Source organism: Priestia sp. SRI_019, from assembly GCF_057586255.1.
The window spans coordinates 20,758-39,765 of the sequence record NZ_JBYCZN010000008.1 but is presented as its reverse complement, the minus strand read 5'-3'; the positions used below and the strand labels follow the sequence as shown (position 1 = coordinate 39,765).

Sequence of the window (19,008 nt, the reverse complement as noted above, 5' to 3'; positions counted from 1 at the left end):
TTTTTTTGACCCTCCCCTAAACGGATAAAATCTTCTAACATATATTTATAACTTATTATTCATTAACGAGTTAAGTAAAGACTTTAAAGATTCTCTGTCGGACTGTGGTAATCGGTTAACTTTTAAAAGTATATCCGTAAGCAACCTAACTTCGTCAGAAGACAAAGCGCTAATTATATTTGTAAGTTGGCTTATTTCAGGAGTATAAGAGGCATCTGTTTTTTCTTGAGAAGCACTTATAGGCAAAACATCGTTAAGCGTGACACCAAGAGCATTACAAATTTTGGCTAAGGATTCCACTTGAATAGATCGAGTACCTCTTTCTATTTCGCTGATTGTACTCTGTGAAGTTCCCGATAAAGAACCTAATTCCATAGTGGTAAGTTTCATTGCCTTTCTATATTCTTTGATTTTTACACCCATATATTTCTTGATATCCATTGTACTTCATCCTTATAAAATATTTGTATTTAGATTTATCTTATCAGAAAAAATTCGTAAATAATAAAAACTCAAAAATATTTGTAAAAAAATTATTTTAAAACTGTTTACAAATTATCTGTTATCAAATATACTGTGTTTAAGGAGGTGATGGAAATAAAGACCATAAAAGAAAAGAGGTTGGAAAAAAAGTGGAGTCAAACCTATCTAGCTCAATTATCAGGAGTTCCGCAACCCACTATTTCTCAGATAGAAAATGGGACTCGTCAATATCCAACGTTTGAAAATATGAAGAAAATTGCAGAGGCATTGGATCTTAGATTAGAAGATATTTTCTTACCATGTCAGAAGGATATGAACTAAGTTTTTAAATACTTAACAGCTTAAAGGGGCGATGAACATGGAAGCACAAAAGCGACTAGCATTCTATGATATATTAGATGCACGAGCGAAAAGTGCCAAAACCTTTGATGGAAAGTTGTATACGTTAAAAGGAGGGGTAGCTGTAGAAAAAGGAACGGGCGATGTCAAACGTGTAGCTGATATTTATTATGAAGTACGCTCAGTAATGGATCAGGCTCATACCATCGTCGCCAAGCGCAGAAAGAAAGATGAGGAATTGAAGGAAGTGTTACAAAAGACCTGCTAGTTCTTAGATGCAGCATACAAGCGATTTTGAAACGTGCCGAGAGCACGAGAAGTGGTACCTTGACAATTACATATTGCGTGCCTCCCCTAAACGGATCACAAGGGGGTTAAGGTATACGATAACGATAAGGTTCGATGAGTGCGTCCTAAAACTCATCGGTGATCTAGCAACAAAACAGTGACGGTGTATCCATGATCTGTAAAGAGTGATGGCGTGAGGGTAAATCCGAAGAAGCGACAACACTCCAAACAGTAGATACACGAGGTTCTTCGTACATGCCGAAAACGTTGTGCATTATTGGGCTTAGTGAAAACTATGCATGCCAATATAGGGTTTGCCCTTCCAGCCAGAAACGGGTATATATTTACTTTCATAACCTTGAAAAGACAGAGATGATCGCTAAACCTGTGGTAAAATATGACTCTCGGTAGGTTTCAGAATCGCTTGTTATGTCTGAATATTAAGAACAAAGGAGAATGGTTATGAAAAACAAAAAATGGTTACTTTCTGCTGTAGCAGGAATCGTTGTGGCTCTTGGAATAGGCACAGCGTTTGTCTCTTCCTACAATTCAAGTGAAGTGAAAGGAAATGGTGAACTAGAAGAATTAAGTCCTCTTCAGATGAAGAAATTCATGAAAGAAGATGGTACTGGATTCATTATGTTCTCCTTTAATAAGGAGAATCGTGATTTATACATGAATGATGTCAAACGTGCAATGCAACAAGAGAATGTTGAAGGAAAGGAGTTAGATGGTCATCATCCTAAATTTGATGGTTCTAAGAGTCAAAACGACTATGGATTAGATCAACATGCTGATACTTTGGCTGTGTATAAAGATGGTGAGTTAAAACAACAAATTGAGTTAGATGAATATGATCCATCAAAATTAGAAACAGAACTTTCTCATTTTATTGAAACATCGAAAGAAATGTATTTCGAAGAATAAGAGATTCGCTTTGAAAGGTGGTGGTATCTTGACGATCTCCCAAAAAGAATTAAAGAAATCAAAAGATCTCGTGGAAAAGTTGCTAAAAGTGAATGGAAACAAATACAATGACTGGCTACATCAACAACACCAACAGTTTATTGAAGAAAATCAAGATTTGATTCTTCAAGCATTAAGTGCTTTTACAGGTGAAGAAGAGGAGGAGGAAAAAAACGAACCGAAAGCAGCTGAATCAGTTCCTGTAAGACCACAAAGTATTCCAGTAACACAAAACTAACGAAAAAGAGGAGTGAAATACATGTTAGATTTATTAAATAGCGTGGATGTGACGCAGTTAACTTCGCATTTAACCCTTGGGGCGGCTGATGGCATGAATGGCCTCATCGAAAGTGGAAAGTCTATTATTAAATGGTTGCAACGTATTGCGATGGTTGCCGCAGCTCTTGGCTTTTGTATAGGTGGTTATCACTTAATTTTAGGTGGAGAACGAGGTCGTCATAAATGTATCGCATGGTTTGTTGGAGGCGCAGTTGGGTTAGTTATTGTTATGGGTGCCTATGCATTAGCTGAAGGTGTTAATACAAATATCCGATTTGGAAGCTAAGAAAGCTATACAGTTGATTGTATAGCTTTTTTCTATGCTCATTTTTAGATGAAAGGAATGGAGAAACATGCTGTCTGTCATGTTTATAAAAAGTGAGACAAAAGAGTTAAATCCATTTCAAAAGTTATCGATTCCAGAAGCATGCGAGATAACAGAAACAGTAGAAACACAGTATCGACGTACTAGAAAAAAGGCTCATGCTGATTTTTTTATCCTCGATGAAGAAGATCAAGAGGTATATGCAGGAACATTGTCTATTGGATCGGGGCATGCTCGTCATGTAGCCGATCATATTAAGAAAAAGTTAAGCTCTTTAAAAATGGACGATATACAGGAAGCTCGAAAGAGAGGTTTTCTTGAACAATTGGAAAAGGAAGTACCGGACCATCTGAAAACAACAGATGGTTCTTTTTCTTTAGAGGAAGAAAAAGAGGATCATGTGCAAACGCCTCAAACGCCTGTACTTTCTACTCGTAATCGAAGGTTGATCTATGGAGGAGGGATTTTATCCCTGCTTATCCTTTCAGCAACTTGTTTTTCAACAGTGGCTACTTCTCAAGATCGAGCTGAAACGATTCAAGATTTACAAAAACAAGTCAAACTCGAACAAAAAATAACAGGAACATATGAAAAGGCGCTTTTAGGGGACTCAGAAGGGGCTTTAAAACAGCTTTCTTCTATCGATGAACAAAGTCTTACGAAAGAACAGAAAAACGTTTATATGAGTCTTCTCGTCGACGAAAAAAAGTATAAGGAAGCTGTTAAGCTTCAAGGAAACCATCCAGAAGTAGTGGAAAGCATGATTTCAGAGAAGGGGGATGTTAACGAGTTAAAAGAGTTCCAACAAACGTTTCCTTCGCCAAATGGAGCTTTTGATCTTGCCTATCACGAAAAACGTTGGGAAGATATGATGAGCCAATCAGGAGTAGACATGACGGATAAACGATATGAAATGAAGGCTTATGGGTATTTGAAGCTTGATAAAGTAAAGGAGGCCAAAGAAGAGGCAGCTCATATTCAAAGCCAAGACTTGAACCAAAAAATAGAAACCTATGAAAAAACGAAGAAGGAGATAGAAGAAACGAAAAAACAAGTGGAGGAAGAGAACAAGAAGGACAAAAAAGATGAAAACAAAATTAAGTCGTTAACGGATCAACAAAAGAAACAAGAAGAAGCTTTAAAGAATCTATAAGAAAGGATGAATAAGATGTATACACAGGCGAAAGTGAAAAATCAGAAGCAAGCCTTTGTCGTAGGCGTTGAGTACTATGAAGAAGATTTATTCCTCGAAATTGAATTAGGCAGCTTTCATACGACTCAACTTCATGCCCAACGCATTGCGAACAGTGTTCATAATGTCATTCTTTTAGAAAATCAGATTGTCATTATCTTTAAAAATGCTGATTCAATATCCATCACAGACGATTTTCTGAAATATGCGTTCAAGTTTCGATTATGCACGAAACCAACTATGCCACCTCTAGATATCTCCAAGCTTACTCAACAAGAAAAAGACGACTTAGTCTTTAGTGAAGCCTATATGGTAACAGAAGAGGATATGAAAGAGGTACAATGGGACATTAACACGGCTTTTCGTTACCTTCAGTATAAGTATGAGGCAAGAGATCGAACCTTCTTTTCTCTTTCATCGAGTGCCTATTATGTCATTCCTACTTCTGAAGAGATTGACCAGGAGGGAATGAGAAATGCAACCTAATAAATCCATCAAATATGTGGTCGCTGAAAAACAAGTACTTATTCCTTTAAGTGCTTGTTTTTTTGTGTCTATTCTACTCATCTTGAACTTTCTTTTTAATATGATGCTAAACCTTGTTCAAACAACGTTTAGCGATGTATTTGAACCGCAGCCTTTTCATTTGGAAACATCTTTTTTGACAGAGATTCATCTTCAACAGTACTCGCCTTTGTATGGAGCGATGTGTCTAGTCGCTGCCTTATTAACGGCAAGATTTGCTTATAATATTCGATCTAACTTTAAAGATTTAAACCGCAATCAAAAAGGATCGGGTCGCTTTACAACAAGACGTGAATTGAAAAAGCAATATCGAAAAGTACCTGAAAAAACAACAACGTATCAAGGTGGAGGTGGCGTACCTGTTTCACGTATTCAAACCTATGACCTGATTCAAACATGGAAAGAGTACAAAGCTTTAAAGGGAATGCAGAAGCTTCTCCACACACATCGGTTCTTTACAAAGAAAAATTACATGCTGATTGATGACACACCCGTTAACAATTTGATCATTGGGATTACACGATCAGGGAAAGGGGAAACCTTTGTTTTTCCAACAATTGATATCTATTCACGAGCTGAAAAACAACCTTCCTTAGTCTGCAACGACCCAAAGGGCGAATTGCTCGCAGCTTCTAAAAAAACGTTAGAGGAAAGAGGCTACCATGTTGAAGTTTTAAACTTACTCAATCCATTAGAATCGATGAGTTATAACCTGTTAGAAATGATAAAAGAAACGTATAAAGATGGTGATTATTCAACAGCTCAAGCGTTATGTAACACGCTATCGTATACGCTTTATTACAATCCAAATGCGAAAGATCCGTTCTGGCAACAATGTGCCATGAGTTTATGTAATGCCATGATTCTTGCCGTAACGGATAAATGCATTACAGAACAAACAGAAGAGAAGATTACAATGTACACAGTGGCAAATATGTTGTCGGAGTTAGGCTCGAAAGAGGTTGTGATTAATAAAAAAGGAGATACTCAAAATGCTTTGGACTTGTACTTTGATGGGCTGCCAACAGAGAGTGTCGCCAAAATGCAGTATGCGACTTCAAACTTCTCAAAAGGTACGACAAGAGGAGGAATCTTCACCCAAACGATGAATGGGTTATCCATTTTTACGTTTGATGAAATCGCCAAGATGACTTCTAAAAATAGTGTTGATTTAAAACGTGTGGGCTTTGGAAAAACCATCAAAGGAAAAGCAGCACCTCTTACTCGCTTAGAAATCATCTTCCCAGATGGTCAAACAGAAACGATTAAAACGGATGCCAAAGGGTTATTTGAAGTCAACTTTACAAGTGAAGTCAAGCAAAATGATGAAATTATATTAACGGAAAAGTTCAGTGATAAAATTGTTACTTCATCGAGGCTTGAAATCGTGATATCGATTAATAGGATCACGAGGGAAACCGGAGCTACGACGTTTACAGTGAACAAGCAACATCCAAGTATTCATGTAAAGGAAGTGACGTGTTTTACAAAACCAATCGCTATTTTCATGGTTACACCGGATTATGACTCTAGTAATCACGTTATTGCCTCCATTTTTGTTCGTCAATTGTATTATATACTCGCCAAAAATGCTTCATTAGCGAAAGGAAACAAGTGTCATCGAGAAGTAGTGTTTTTGTTAGACGAATTTGGCAACATGCCGGCAATTGAGGGAATGTCCAACATTATCACGGTTTGTTTAGGACGAAATATACGTTTTAACTTAGTGATTCAAGCCTATGCACAACTAAAAAATAAATATGGAAATGATGCTGAAACGATTGAAGGAAACTGTGGGAATACGATTTATATTTTAAGCAATAACTACGAAACAGCGAAGACCATTTCACAAAAACTAGGGGACGGTACCATCAATTCTACCTCTCGAAGTGGGAAAGGGTTATCAACGGATAAAAGTAAAACAGAGGGAGTAGATGGAAAGCCTTTATTAACACCCAATGAATTAATGGAATTGCAAGAAGGAGAAAGTGTGGTTGTGCGTGTTGTAAAACGTCAAGATAAAGCACGTCAGAGAATTAAAGCACATCCGATTTATAACACTGGAAAAACAGCCTTGAAATACCGTTGGGAATACCTCGGAGAGGACTTTGATACGGATCGTTCGATTCTAGATATTGATATTTCGTCTTTACATGAACAAGTCAATCCACGATCTTTGGTCATTCATAATTTCTTTCCTTTTCAATCACAAGCTCCATCAGTGGAAATGGAAGAGGAACTAACCGACGATCCGTTTACTTCTCTAACATATGAGAACTATAAAACGAAGACGGTCAAAGAGTTCTTTGGTGGAGATAAAAACGTTTCTACTGCTTTAAAAGTACACTTACCAAAAGCAATGAATAAAACGGTGGAAGAGATTGAACAACAGTCCATGAGTGAGTTTGAAGAGGAATTAAATATGCTAGGAGTTAGTGACAAACTAAGTAAAAATGTCCACCAACTTCTTCAAACAAAAATAAATACCATTATTAGAAATTTGAAACATGAGATGGAAGAACAAGAAGCTTAATACCAAAAGGGGGAGAAAGAATGACAAGTATTTCAAAGGAATTAGAGCGTATTTTAGAGGACTATGCACCGATTGTGAAAGAAGGACATCAAGTGTTAATTGGCTTACTAGATGGCACTATACATTTGGAAAAAGGACAGGAAGGAGAAGCACCTGTACAAATTCGTGTTTCTCCTCTAGATGAACGATTAGAAATAACCGTTGATACGTTGTTTCAAGGCATGTAATACGTGCATAAGGAGATGAGCAGATGAAAGATGAAGAAATTCTTGAAAAGCTACATGAGTTTTCGGAGTACTTAGATGTCGGAAATATCCTCACTTATTTATTACGGAAATTGGGTTGGGGATGTATTCAAGTTCTTTCCTTTCTAGTGGATGGACTAGAAGGGATTACAGACAGTGTATTAGGCGTTAAATCGTTTTTTAATTCTCCTGATATTCAAGACTTTATTACGAAGATTCAACCCTTTTTATATGTATTACTGGCCTTTTCCTTCCTGTATATCGGCTACATGTTGATTATTCAGAAGAAAGTCAATCGTGAACAAATTATGATTAACATTTTTATCTCAATGGCAGTCTTGCTTTTACTAAACACAAGTATGTTAAAGGCTGATAAATTCACCGATCAAGCCATTGAAGCTGTTGATTTAAATGAAAAAGGAACCGTAAGTGAAAAGATTATTAAAAGTAATCTAACGGATGTCGCACAATTTGACCTTACAAAATGGAAGAGTCCAGAATTGAAAGAACCAAATAAAGTACCACAAAAAAATATTATGATGATTGATATTACTGAAAAGATGGATGATAAATTTAAGGTTTCTAAAGATAAAGAATTGAGTGCTGATGGAAAAGACATAATTACACATAAAACTGCTTTGACACCAGATGGGAAAGATGGAGTTGCAGAACTAGATAATGGATGGTTTGATTTCTTTCCAGAACTCTATTACCGATGGTCATGGAACTTCTGGACGATTGCCATTTCCCTTTTTGTGATAGGGATGACGTTGTTATTTACGTCTATTAAGTTAGCAAAACTATGTTACGAGCTAGGATTCAATGCGATTTTAGCTCAATTAGTTGCGCCTGCCGATGTAGCAGATGGGCAGAAGTTAAAAGCTGTTCTAAAAAATATCCTAAATACATTTCTAGTGACAATTATGATCTTTATATCCATGAAGGTCTATTTAATGGGAACGGTCTTTATTAGCGATAAGCTAGAAGGTATTCCTTACCTTATCGCATTGATTGCCTTTAGTATTGCTGTTGTAGATGGGCCTGTAATGTGTGAACGTCTCTTTGGCATCGATGCCGGACTCAAAAGTGGTTGGGGTGCTCTGGCAGGAGGTTTTGCGATGGCAAAAGGACTTGAAAGTAGTATTGGCATGATGGGCAGAACCTTAAAAGGAGGAGCCAATCTTGCAAAGGGTGTTGGTAATGTAGGAAAAGGTCTTGGTAGTGGGGCTCTTCAGACAGCAGCAGGAGTTGGAGGGCTTGGAAAAGGGTTAGCTACACAAGGAAATAAGGAAAAACAACCAGCATTGCATGAAGAAATGAAAAAGGCAGGAATGGCAGGTGAAAAAGGAAACGCTGCTTCTAAAGGTCAAAACTCAGGAAATGAGCAGAAAGCTCAGCAACAGGGATTATCCTCTACTGAGAAACGAGAAGGGGGCAAAAATACTGAAGGAAATTCTTCGGAAGGAAAAGGGGCACAAGGCAGCTCTCTACAAGATGAAATGGAAGCTTCTGGCTATAGTGAAGGTGTAAATGAGGGTACTGGATCTTCTGTAGAAGGTGGAAGTGCTTCTCTACATGATGAAATGGAAGCCTCTGGTTATGGTGAAAGTGTAAATGAGGGTACTGGATCTTCTGTAGAAGGTGGAAGTGCTTCTCTACATGATGAAATGGAAGCCTCTGGTTATGGTGAAAGTGCAAATGAAGGTACTGGATCTTCTGTAGAGGGTGGAGGTGCTTCTCTACATGATGAAATGGAAGCTTCTAGTCAGAGTGGAAGCACAAATGGAGGCAGCTCCTCTGTAGGAAAGGCAAGTGCTCCTCTTCACGGTGAAATGGAAGCTTCTGGTCAGAGTGGAAGCACAAATGGAGGTGGCTCCTCTGTAGGAAAAGCAAGTGCCCCTCTTCATAAAGAAATTCAAACTTCCGGTTACGGCGGAAGTACAAGTGAAGGCAGCTCTTCTGTAGGAAGTGTGAGTACACCTGTTCATGAAGAAATTCAAACTTCCGGTTACGGCAGAAGTACAAGTGAAGGCAGCTCTTCTGTAGGAAGTGTGAGTACACCTGTTCATAAAGAAATTCAAACTTCTGGTTACGGTGGAAGTACAAGCGAAGGCGGATCTTCTGTAGAAAGTGTAAGCTACCCTACACCAACAAGAGAACCTTCTGTTTCTATGCCGATGGGGATGGATCAAGCACAAGCACAAGTGGCAGCTACACAGGAACCTCGCCAAGGAAAACAACAGATTGAAAAAGACACAGTTCCTACTTCAACAGATGATATTCCAATGCCAGATCAGAACCGGATAGAAACACGTAATATTGCACAAGTGGTAAAAGATAACTTTAAGGGAGGGGTAGGAAAGGTAAAAGAACGTATTGATAATTCGCAAACAATCCATAAAACAAAACGTTCTTATCAAATTGGACGAAATACAGGGCGAGATTTACGAAACCTTGGATCAAAGAAACGAAATAAACCAGAAGAGAAGTAACAAGTGTTACTTCTCTTTTCTATGGGAAGGAGAAGAGTCATGGCAAACTATAACATTCCGAAAGAAATCTCTACGGAATTAAAGATTAATAAATCACTTTATCTCTTCGATTTGTTGTTCATTATTGGCTTACTTATGGTCACGATGATGTTACGTTTTTTTATTCATCCTACACTTCAAATTCCCTTTTATATCTTCATGGGCATATTTGGACTGTTGATGATCGTTAGGCCAAGTACGAACCCTAAAAAACGGATGTATGAGGCGTTATTGCTTACATTGGTACGAAAGAAGAGCACGTATTGTGCGATAGATCGGGATCAAGAATAAAGGAGGGTATGATTGATGGCATTATTTGATGAAAGAATCCTAGAAAAAGAGAAACCTATTTTAAAAGAAAAAAAGACAATTAACTCCCTTCTCTTTGATGAAAAGGAACTGGATAAACAGATCGCTCGTACAAAGAAAAAGAATCCTTTTTCTCTGTTACAACTTCCAAAGGCTGAAAAGGAAAAAAAGAAAGAGAAATTACCAGAGGTGAAAAAAAGTGTGGCTGATATACTTCCCATTATCGATCAAACAGATAGTGGGTTATTTCAGCTAAAAGATGAGGGAGGCTTTTTTGGAATCTGGCAGCTTCAAAGTACCGATATCAATGCCATGCATGACCAAGAGGCAGGACGCAATATTTATACACTGGCTAAAACATACCAGGGCGACAAAGATCCTTTTAAAATCATCTCATTAAACTTACCTGTTTCCACACAAAAGCAACAACAGTATCTTGAAAAGAAGATTCGAGAGGCCAATAATGCGTTATCACTTCGATTCTTACGAAAAAAGTTAAAAGAGCTTCAATATTTAGAATGGGGGCGAACCAATCGAGAATACTTTCTTTTCCTATATGGACCGACTGAACTCGCTGTAAAAGAGCGAAAAGACCAATTTATGCGAGATATTCAACTGGCTATCCCTCTGTTACCTGTTTCGGATGAAAAACAAATTAACCTTCTTTACAAACTCTACAATCAAAACGCCAAGCTTGGTAATAAACAATAAGAAAGGATGATAAAACCATGATAACTTTACCTTTTGGTAAAAAAGAGAAAACACCTCAAGAAATCAAGCAGAAAAAAGGATATAATCCCTATTTTGTGGCACAGATTCAACCACAGGGAGGCGTGAGCTTTAAAGAAAACCTTGTTCGAAACGGAGATGGATATTCGACATGTATTCATATTTATGAGTACCCAACGAACGTGAATGATTTTTGGTTGGAACCGATTATGAACATGCCAAATGCCATTACAACCTTAGATGTGGTAAGCGATGAGCGAAAACAGGTCGTAGAAGCGATCAATAAAAATATGTCAGAACAAAATGCACGGCATGTAAATGCCAAAGAAAACATTGATCGTATGGATGCCCAAGAACAGTATTTAGATATGAAAGAGCTATACCGTCAAGTCACAAATGGTGAAGTGATCAAACGGATACACCTTCGCATTTATATTGCGGAAAAAACGATTCCTGAATTAGAAAAGCGATTAAAAGAAGTCATTCATCATCTGGAAACGCATAACTTCAGAGGATCCATTTTCTTAAATGAACAAGAGTATGAGTGGGAATCATTAGTGACGCATTTTGACATACAAAAGAAATATCCGAATAAGCGAAAAGGAAAGGAAATCCCCGCATTAGCACTAGCCGGAGGGTTTCCTTTTCATTTTACTCACTTAGATGATCCGTACGGCACGTATCAAGGAACAACCCGAACTGGTGGCAGCGTCATCTTTGATTTATTTCATAAGGATGAGAAACGTAAAAGTTATAATGCCGTATTAATGGGCTTAATGGGATCTGGAAAATCAACTTTCCTGAAAAAAGTAACCACCGATAATGCCATTAAGGGTTATAAAGTTCGTGGATTCGACATTGTAGGAGAATTTGAAAGTCTTGTCAGAGAATTAGGAGGTAAACAAACTGCGTTAGATGGTTCAGAAGGGCAAATTAATCCCTTACAAGTCTTCAAAACACATAAGGTAGAGCGAAGTAGTTTTACACAGCATTTATCCAAACTAACCGTTTTCTATCGCTTTATCGCACCAGAAGTACGGGATGATGAATTAAAAGAGTACGAGAAGCTACTTCGTAAGCTCTATATCCAAAAAGAGTTATGGAGTGATGAAAAAGGAGTTGAAAATCAAATCACAGGTCTTCCTTCTGAGGCCTATCCTATCTTTAGTGACTTTTTAAAACTCATTCGTAAAGAGTTATATGAGGACATAGAAACGAGAAGGCATCATGTTCACTTAGGTGAATATCGTAAACACCGCCTTGAATTAATTGAGCTAAATATTGAAAATATCGTTGAAAACTATGGACATCTATTTGATGGTATTTCGACGATTGAAGACTTTAACGATGAACAAGTCGTCTTTTTTTCAATTCGTCATTTATCGAAATTAAAGAATGAAATCGCACAAGCTCAACTGTTTAATGTAATGAGTTTGCTGTGGGATGAGATGTTACAGAATGGGCAGCCCCAACTCGAAGCGTACACGAAAGGAGAACTGCCTTTTGAAGATGCTATTCGTTATTTAATCGTGATAGATGAGGCACACAGGATCGTCAATACGAAAAAAGGCAGTGAACATGCCTTAGATTTCTTAACAGAGTTTAGTCGAGAAGCACGTAAATATTTTGCTGGTTTAATTTATGCGAGTCACTTAATCACAGATTTTGTTCCTGAGGGTTCGGAACAAACAGCGATTGAAAAAATTAAAACGCTCTTTGATCTTACACAGTACAAATTTATTATGAACCAAGATGATAATAACCTTGATACGATTCAGCGTGTATTTAAAACAGGGATTACAGATAGTGAACTAGCTGAGATTCCAAGGTTACCAGTTGGGGATGTACTCCTTTGTATTAAGTCCGTAAAAAACATTCTCTTTCATATTGAAATCGATGAAGAAGAAAAAGTGCTGTACGGTGGAGGTGCGTAAGCCTTGCATATCGTTTTACAGCTCATTCCAAAAAAATATTTGATTGGAGGCGCGTTGATCTTGTTAGGATTATCGGGCCTCTTAGTCATGAGTACGATTGTAGCGATTACAGGTGAATTTGAAAAAGATAGTCAACAAAGTGACGTAACAGAGATTGAAGGTGGAGGCATTGGTGTAGGAACGGCTAATGTGTCGCCAGAGGTCATGAGGTATCAACCCTTGCTTGAAAAATACGCACAAAAACATGGGCTAGATGCTTCTTATGTGCCGATTATGATGGCACTTATGATGCAAGAAAGTGGGGGGAGAGGCAACGATCCCATGCAAAGTTCAGAGTCTAAGTGTGGAAGAGTTGGGTGTATTCAGAATCCTGAGGCGTCTATCGATCAAGGGGTTAAACATTTTAAGAGTGTGCTTGAAAAGGCCCATTACGATCTAGAATTATGTCTACAAAGTTATAATTTTGGGCCAGGATTTATTATCTTCGTAAACAAAAATGGAGGGCACTATACCAAGGAATTAGCGATTAAGTTTTCGCAAATTCAATACCAAAAAGTCAAGCATACAGGAAACTATCACTGTCTTCGACCAGAGGCTGTTCCCTATCAAGCGTGCTACGGCGATATCGCCTATAAAGATGCGGTTTTGAAATATTACACAGGAACAATCACAGCTGATGGGAAACCGGCTGCTCCTGCGAGTGGTGGAAGTGGCGGTAAATCAGGTGTGAAAGTAATTGACGCAGGCAAAACGTTGATTGGTAAAACACGTTATGTCTTTGGTGGAGGACGATCTCAATCTGATATTAACGCAGGACGTTTTGATTGTTCAAGTTTTGTTAGATGGGCATTCGAGCAAGTGGGAGTGAATGTCGGTCCAATGTCAGGTGTAACAACCGATACACTCAAAACACAAGGGCAAGCAATCAATCCAAAAGACATGAAGCCTGGAGATGTGGTGTTTTTTGATACCTATAAGATAGACGGCCACGTTGGAATCTATGTTGGTAATAATCAGTTTTTAGGCTGCCAAGGAAAAACAGGTGTAGCCATCGCAAGTATGGCAAAAGGAACGTATTTTGGTGAACGATTTAATGGAAGAGTAAAACGATTTTAAAAGGAGAAAAGGCGATGAAAAATAAAGCAGCACTACTATTTGGAGCGCTTGCCGTTGTGGTGGCAGGCGTGACCATTTTCAATATCTACCTTAACCATAATATCTCCAACACAACAGCTTCGAAACAAATTCAAGTCACAAATGACAGCTTAAAAGAAGAAAATAAAGAGCTAAAAAAACAACTAAGTGAAGTTCGCCCTTCTGCACAAGAACAACAAAAACGAGATTACTTAAATACGGTTCATCAATTCATCGATGTGTCTTACCATCGTGAAAAAAAAGGATTTGAGGAACGAAAGAAGGTTGCAAAATCCATCATGGACAAAGAGCTTTATGAGCAATTTTATCCTTCTGAAAAGTTCGTATATGGAGATAGTTACACTTCGATTCCAAATGATGTACAGCTCTATGTACAACAATATGATGGAGGGCAAGAAGAGGTCGAAGTGATTGCTGAATTTACGAATCATCTTGTCATAAAAGATGAGAATGTCGACGATCAAACGCATGACATTATTAAAGTTTCTCTACGAAAAGAAGAGAATAAATGGGTGGTTTATAGTATTGAAGAATTGAAAACAGAAATCATGAAATGAGGTGAAGCAGATGGCATTTAAGAAGCAATTTGAAGATTATCGATTTAATTTAAATCGCAATCGGTCATGGAAGTATACAGCAATGTTGATCTTTTTCTTTATCGGTTTTTTATCCTTACTGACATCAAAATTCTATTTAAAAACAGAAGATCCTTTGTATCATACCAAAACCTATGAGGCAGTTTCTTCTAACATAACAGGAACCGTAACCATTGAGAATCGTGTGTATCATCCGGCTAATGGCTCACTGGATATGGTCATCAAAATGGATCAAACAGATGAAGAAGAAGTAAGCTTTGTGGCACAAGAAAAAGCGAATCCAAACATCAAATTACCTGTTCATTTATTGTATGAAGATGATGGCTATTATGTGGTAAGAATCAGCGATCTATCTCCAAATTGGGAAGCACTTGCCTTTGATCTATATCAAGAAAATCAAGAAAAAGAAACGGTAAACGTGGATGATGTAACGAGTGATTCAGAAACAGATTCAACAGAAGAAATAGATGCTCATGCGTTAATTACAACGCTCTATTCTGACCAACGAAAAACGAAAAGTGAAGAAGGAAAAGGAACAAAAACCAAACAAGAATATGCGCTTTTAGTTAATGAGTTAGAAAAAGATTTTGTCAAAAAGAAAATGAAAAACTATGAAAAAGCAATCACAGTAGAAGCCAAACATAAGCGCCAAACGCAACAAGAAATGAACGAATTACAACGTGATATGAAGTACCAAGTACAGGAGGAAAAAGCTGATACAGAATCAAAAATTGCGATGAAAAAGGATGCCATTCAATCGAGTGATGCAAGCATTCAGCTCTATAAAGATGAACAAAAAAGTTTACAAGAAAAGCTTCAAAAATTGAATGAAAAGCAACAAGATTTAGCCATGAAGTGAAAAAACACAGGGGGACGCAAAGGGGACATGGCTCAAAAACAGGGGGACATAAAGGGGACATTGGGATTTTAAAAGGGGACGTAAAAGGGACGTACACCCAAAAAAGGGGACGTGAAGGGGACATTCAGAGACTTTCTTTGCTATCACGGTTTTGCTAGGCTCTGCCTAGCCTATCACACCCTGTGATAGCAAAAACCCCTTATGCTCTTCTCTCTTTTATAGTGGGGAACCACAATTTACAGGAAAGGAACGAATGTTATGGATATTCTTTTACGAGATATTGATCCAACTGCCGTAAAAAAAATAGATGAGATTGCAAAAGAAAAAAAGATTTCACGTCAAGAATTCTTAAAAGGTCAGGTTGAAACGCTGGCTGTTTTTCAAGAACAAAAAGATCGTGAAGCAGAGCTAGAACGTCTCATTGATCGAAATATAATGATGATGGAAAGGTGTGCAGTGGCAATTGAAACAATTAATGGATTTATTCGAGATATGACAGGAGAAGATGAGGGATGAGTACACCTCCTGTTATTCCAGGCGTAGTGTTGAAAACAAAATTTGTTACATCTGATAAAAAGGCTTTTCAAGATTATGTTGATTATGTGGATCGTGATGATGCTAAAAAAGAACAGGATGCTCATGAGAAACTGTTTACTCTTTATCAAGATTACATGGATAACCCTGATAAGACATCTTCTTTGTTTACTGAACAATCGGATCAATTGAATGCGCAGGGAAAAAAACAATTAAAAAAGTTGTTTGAAAAAGCGCAAAAAAATAACAGTATTATGTGGCAGGATGTCATCACATTTCATAATCCTTGGCTTCAAGAAAATGGTTTATATGATGCTCGTGCTCATACCGTGGATGAGAAAAAACTAATGGAGATTACCCGTCAGTCCATGAAGGAAATGCTTAAAAGGGAAAGGTTAAATGAGTCGGCTATTTGGTCAGCTGCTATACACTACAATACGGGGAACATTCATATTCATATTGCAACAGTGGAACCACAACCTACTCGTGAACGAGGTAAAAGAAAGCCTAAAACATTGGATGCGATGAAGTCAACAGTCGTGAATCAAATTTTAAATCGAGGTGAGCAGCATCAGAAAATAAATGAGTTAATTCGAAAGGATATGGTCGGAAAAAAGAAGCAGGATTCTTCATTAAGGTGGAAGAATCGTGACATTCAACCATTGTTTCTTCAAATCTATAATCATCTTCCAGAAGATAAAAGGCAATGGCAATATAGCTACCGAACGTTAAAACCAATGAAGCCATTTATTGATGTGCTAAGTCAAAAATATATCGAAAAGCATCATAGTAATGAGTATCAACAATTGCTTGAAAAATTAGATAAAGAAGTAGAGGAATTAAGGAAAGCGTATGGAGAAGGAAAGGGAGATGAAAAACGATACAAGGACTATAAGCAAACGAAAATTGATGATCTTTATAAGCGAATGGGAAATGCCTTTTTAAAAGAAATGAAAGAATATGATAAGCAGCAGCAACAGATTAAAAGAATGGTAGAAAGTAAAAAACAATCAAAACGTCCTGCAAGTTTTAATCAAAAGGTCTCTATGCATTTTGCATTAAAAAAGATGGAGCGAGCGTTTAAATCAGAATATGAAAGTTGGAAAAATCAACAACATTATGAACGGTTACAAAAAGAAATTGAACATCATCGTCAGGAAGAGAGGAGTTATTAAATGAATAAACAACGTATGAAATTATCACTGGATGAGGAAACAAAACAATATATCCAAACATATATGGAAGAAAACAATATTGGATTTACAGGTGAGGCTATTGCTCAGATCTGTATGGAGCATAAAAAAACAAAAAGTAATGAATGGTCATTGCAATATATTTCGGAAGTGGTCAGCAATAACTTACATCAGGTTTTAAAAGATGAATTAACAAAGATTCGTCTTGGGGCAAACAGTGCTGATAAAAACACACAAATTTTAATTGAATATATGAACGGTCTTTTCTTCCATCACGGTTTTGATGGATTAATGACAACCGATTTACAAGAATTAGATAGCACAAAGGTTGCGAAGGAAGCTATTGAGAAGCGTATTGCAAATCAACGTCAAAAACGAATTGATTGGGAAGAGTCCAAAGGGAAACAACCATCTCATTGATGGATTTATATAAAGATAGTTTGAAAAATGTAGAGGAGGAACGAAATATGTTTTTTAACAAAGATTTAGTGTTAGCTTCAATTAAAGCTGTAGGAGAGGATCATGCCATTGTACAGTATCAAGACAAAGAAGTAGAGGTGAATTTAAGTCCAGAAGAAGCGAAAGAGTTTTACCAATATGTGGTGCATCAAGAGAATATGTTGGTACCAATGAATATTAAAACACGGAAGCTTTTTGTTGATTTAGAAGAACCGTGGTATGAACAAGAATTAGAAGAGCTTAAGGGGATCTCCTATCAAAAAGAGGAGGATGAAAATGAGTAAAACGTATGCGAAAAAATCCGTTGAGGATAAGCGTAAAGAGGTTGAAGAGTTAACAAATGGGATGGAAAAGAAGGTCGAGCAGCATTTTCATTCTGCCGAAGAATTAAAAGACTATTTATCTTTCATGGGTAAGTTTTATCAATACTCCATGTCGAACACAGCTCTTATTCAAGAACAGTTTTTGGGTGCTCAAGCTGTTGGTTCATTTAAGTTTTGGAAAGACAAAGGCTTCTCTGTTAATAAAGGAGAGAAGGGTATTAAAATTCTTGTACCAAACAAAACCGTTCCAAAATTTAAAGATGAAAATGGGAAATTAAAATCCATCAATAAAGCTACTCCTCAAGAAAAGAAGTTAATTCAAGAAGGAAAAAAAGAAGTCACTCAAGGCCGACTGTACTTTTCAGTCGGCCATGTTTTCGACGTGGCGCAGACGAATGCAAAAGCGAGTGATTTACCTAAGATCTTTCCGAATCGTTGGTTAGAAGGCAATATAGAGGATTACAAGGCACTTTATAAAGGAATGGAAGCTATTGCGGAAAAGAACGGTATTTCCATCATTGCTCCTAAAGAAGAACTAGGATCTGCAAAAGGAGTTTCTTATACATTAACAAAAGAAGTTGCGTTAAATCCCCGTAACTCTGAACGTCAAAATGTAAAAACTTTGGCACATGAGTTGGCACACGCGAAACTTCATACCAAAGAGACACATTTAAACTATACGGCGGCGGAAAAAGAGTTTCAGGCAGAAATGACGGCTTACACCGTTTCTTCTTATTTTGGCATTGATACGAGTGAGTATTCTCTAGGATACCTGTCACACTGGACGAAAGGAAAGACCTTTGAAGATAAAACCAAGCTTTTAAAAGAAGTACATGAAACGTCCGTTGGCTTTATTGAAACAATCGAAGATACCTTAGTAAAAGAACGAGAAAAAAATCAGTCACCAGAAAAAAACGATAAAAAACAGCAGCAATCAGATCCTCTTTCTTCTGAAAATGTACAAGAGAAAATGAAAGAAGGATATGAAGATTATAAACAAAAGCAGCAACAGGAATCGTCACAAAATGTAGATAGTATTTTAGATCGTGTCACGGCTGAAGAGAAATATTATTCAACCAAAACACAAGCGATCAAAAATGGATGGATGACAAAAGAAGAAGTCGTGAAACTTGAACATCAGATCGATTCGAACGTCACTAAAAACGAGAAGGGAGTCATCAATGGTCAAGTTCAGGAACAATCTCTTACTT

The 19,008-nt window shown here is 37.4% G+C and carries 21 protein-coding genes and 1 pseudogene; 21 read left to right on the top strand and 1 reads right to left on the bottom strand.

Features of this window, described 5'->3' with window-relative positions; genetic code table 11:
- Positions 1–45 precede the first annotated feature (45 nt).
- A complete protein-coding gene (locus AC2YJL_RS25100; RefSeq protein WP_487375024.1) occupies positions 46–441 on the bottom strand; it encodes a helix-turn-helix domain-containing protein in 396 nt (131 codons plus the stop codon).
- A gap of 150 nt (positions 442–591) precedes the next feature.
- Between AC2YJL_RS25100 and AC2YJL_RS25095 the strand changes: the two genes are divergently transcribed.
- The 21 genes and pseudogenes from AC2YJL_RS25095 to AC2YJL_RS24995 all read left to right on the top strand — a co-directional run.
- Entirely contained in the window at positions 592–804 is a 213-nt protein-coding gene (locus tag AC2YJL_RS25095; RefSeq protein ID WP_487375023.1) for a helix-turn-helix transcriptional regulator, read from the top strand.
- A gap of 37 nt (positions 805–841) precedes the next feature.
- Positions 842–1,090, top strand: coding sequence for a hypothetical protein (locus AC2YJL_RS25090; RefSeq protein WP_487375022.1), 249 nt, complete (start codon positions 842–844; stop codon positions 1,088–1,090).
- 482 nt (positions 1,091–1,572) lie between these two features.
- Positions 1,573–2,037 (top strand): hypothetical protein, encoded by a 465-nt coding sequence (locus AC2YJL_RS25085; protein WP_098919320.1) that lies wholly within the window; start codon positions 1,573–1,575, stop codon positions 2,035–2,037.
- A gap of 28 nt (positions 2,038–2,065) precedes the next feature.
- Positions 2,066–2,314, top strand: coding sequence for a hypothetical protein (locus AC2YJL_RS25080; RefSeq protein WP_098383152.1), 249 nt, complete (start codon positions 2,066–2,068; stop codon positions 2,312–2,314).
- Positions 2,315–2,335: 21 nt separating this feature from the next.
- A complete protein-coding gene (locus tag AC2YJL_RS25075) occupies positions 2,336–2,641 on the top strand; it encodes a hypothetical protein (protein WP_280157782.1) in 306 nt (101 codons plus the stop codon).
- A 67-nt stretch (positions 2,642–2,708) separates the two neighbouring features.
- Positions 2,709–3,833, top strand: a complete 1,125-nt coding sequence (locus tag AC2YJL_RS25070; RefSeq protein ID WP_487375021.1) for a hypothetical protein — start codon at positions 2,709–2,711, stop codon at positions 3,831–3,833.
- 15 nt (positions 3,834–3,848) lie between these two features.
- A complete protein-coding gene (locus AC2YJL_RS25065; protein WP_487375020.1) occupies positions 3,849–4,358 on the top strand; it encodes a hypothetical protein in 510 nt (169 codons plus the stop codon).
- On the top strand, positions 4,348–6,930 hold the full coding sequence (locus AC2YJL_RS25060) for a VirD4-like conjugal transfer protein, CD1115 family (protein WP_487375019.1): 2,583 nt from the start codon (positions 4,348–4,350) through the stop codon (positions 6,928–6,930). The genes AC2YJL_RS25065 and AC2YJL_RS25060 overlap by 11 nt, the downstream gene beginning before the upstream one ends.
- A gap of 20 nt (positions 6,931–6,950) precedes the next feature.
- Positions 6,951–7,157 carry a hypothetical protein gene (locus AC2YJL_RS25055; protein WP_029325363.1) on the top strand — a complete coding sequence of 69 codons (207 nt, stop codon included), beginning with the start codon at positions 6,951–6,953 and terminating at the stop codon, positions 7,155–7,157.
- A 23-nt stretch (positions 7,158–7,180) separates the two neighbouring features.
- Positions 7,181–9,667, top strand: a complete 2,487-nt coding sequence (locus tag AC2YJL_RS25050; protein ID WP_487375018.1) for a pLS20_p028 family conjugation system transmembrane protein — start codon at positions 7,181–7,183, stop codon at positions 9,665–9,667.
- 39 nt (positions 9,668–9,706) lie between these two features.
- Complete coding sequence (locus AC2YJL_RS25045; RefSeq protein ID WP_097813629.1) at positions 9,707–9,997, top strand: DUF5592 family protein; 291 nt, start codon at positions 9,707–9,709, stop codon at positions 9,995–9,997.
- A gap of 15 nt (positions 9,998–10,012) precedes the next feature.
- Positions 10,013–10,726: a TraC-like domain-containing protein gene (locus tag AC2YJL_RS25040; RefSeq protein WP_487375017.1), complete on the top strand. Its 714-nt coding sequence runs from the start codon at positions 10,013–10,015 to the stop codon at positions 10,724–10,726.
- Positions 10,727–10,743: 17 nt separating this feature from the next.
- A complete protein-coding gene (locus AC2YJL_RS25035) occupies positions 10,744–12,678 on the top strand; it encodes a VirB4 family type IV secretion system protein (RefSeq protein ID WP_487375016.1) in 1,935 nt (644 codons plus the stop codon).
- A 3-nt stretch (positions 12,679–12,681) separates the two neighbouring features.
- Positions 12,682–13,794: a bifunctional lytic transglycosylase/C40 family peptidase gene (locus AC2YJL_RS25030; protein WP_487375015.1), complete on the top strand. Its 1,113-nt coding sequence runs from the start codon at positions 12,682–12,684 to the stop codon at positions 13,792–13,794.
- Positions 13,795–13,808: 14 nt separating this feature from the next.
- On the top strand, positions 13,809–14,390 hold the full coding sequence (locus AC2YJL_RS25025; RefSeq protein WP_487375014.1) for a MerR family transcriptional regulator: 582 nt from the start codon (positions 13,809–13,811) through the stop codon (positions 14,388–14,390).
- A 10-nt stretch (positions 14,391–14,400) separates the two neighbouring features.
- Positions 14,401–15,288, top strand: a complete 888-nt coding sequence (locus AC2YJL_RS25020) for a hypothetical protein (protein ID WP_487375013.1) — start codon at positions 14,401–14,403, stop codon at positions 15,286–15,288.
- Positions 15,289–15,546: 258 nt separating this feature from the next.
- Positions 15,547–15,804, top strand: coding sequence for a hypothetical protein (locus tag AC2YJL_RS25015; RefSeq protein WP_487375012.1), 258 nt, complete (start codon positions 15,547–15,549; stop codon positions 15,802–15,804).
- Positions 15,801–16,997 (top strand): MobP2 family relaxase, encoded by a 1,197-nt coding sequence (mobP2, locus tag AC2YJL_RS25010; RefSeq protein WP_487375011.1) that lies wholly within the window; start codon positions 15,801–15,803, stop codon positions 16,995–16,997. The genes AC2YJL_RS25015 and mobP2 overlap by 4 nt, the downstream gene beginning before the upstream one ends.
- Positions 16,998–17,435, top strand: coding sequence for a hypothetical protein (locus tag AC2YJL_RS25005; protein ID WP_369361709.1), 438 nt, complete (start codon positions 16,998–17,000; stop codon positions 17,433–17,435).
- Positions 17,436–17,482: 47 nt separating this feature from the next.
- A complete protein-coding gene (locus AC2YJL_RS25000; RefSeq protein WP_407819257.1) occupies positions 17,483–17,758 on the top strand; it encodes a hypothetical protein in 276 nt (91 codons plus the stop codon).
- Positions 17,751–18,734 (top strand): annotated as a pseudogene (locus AC2YJL_RS24995) (ImmA/IrrE family metallo-endopeptidase); the annotation flags it as partial. The gene AC2YJL_RS25000 and the pseudogene AC2YJL_RS24995, both read left to right, overlap by 8 nt.
- Positions 18,735–19,008 lie beyond the last annotated feature (274 nt).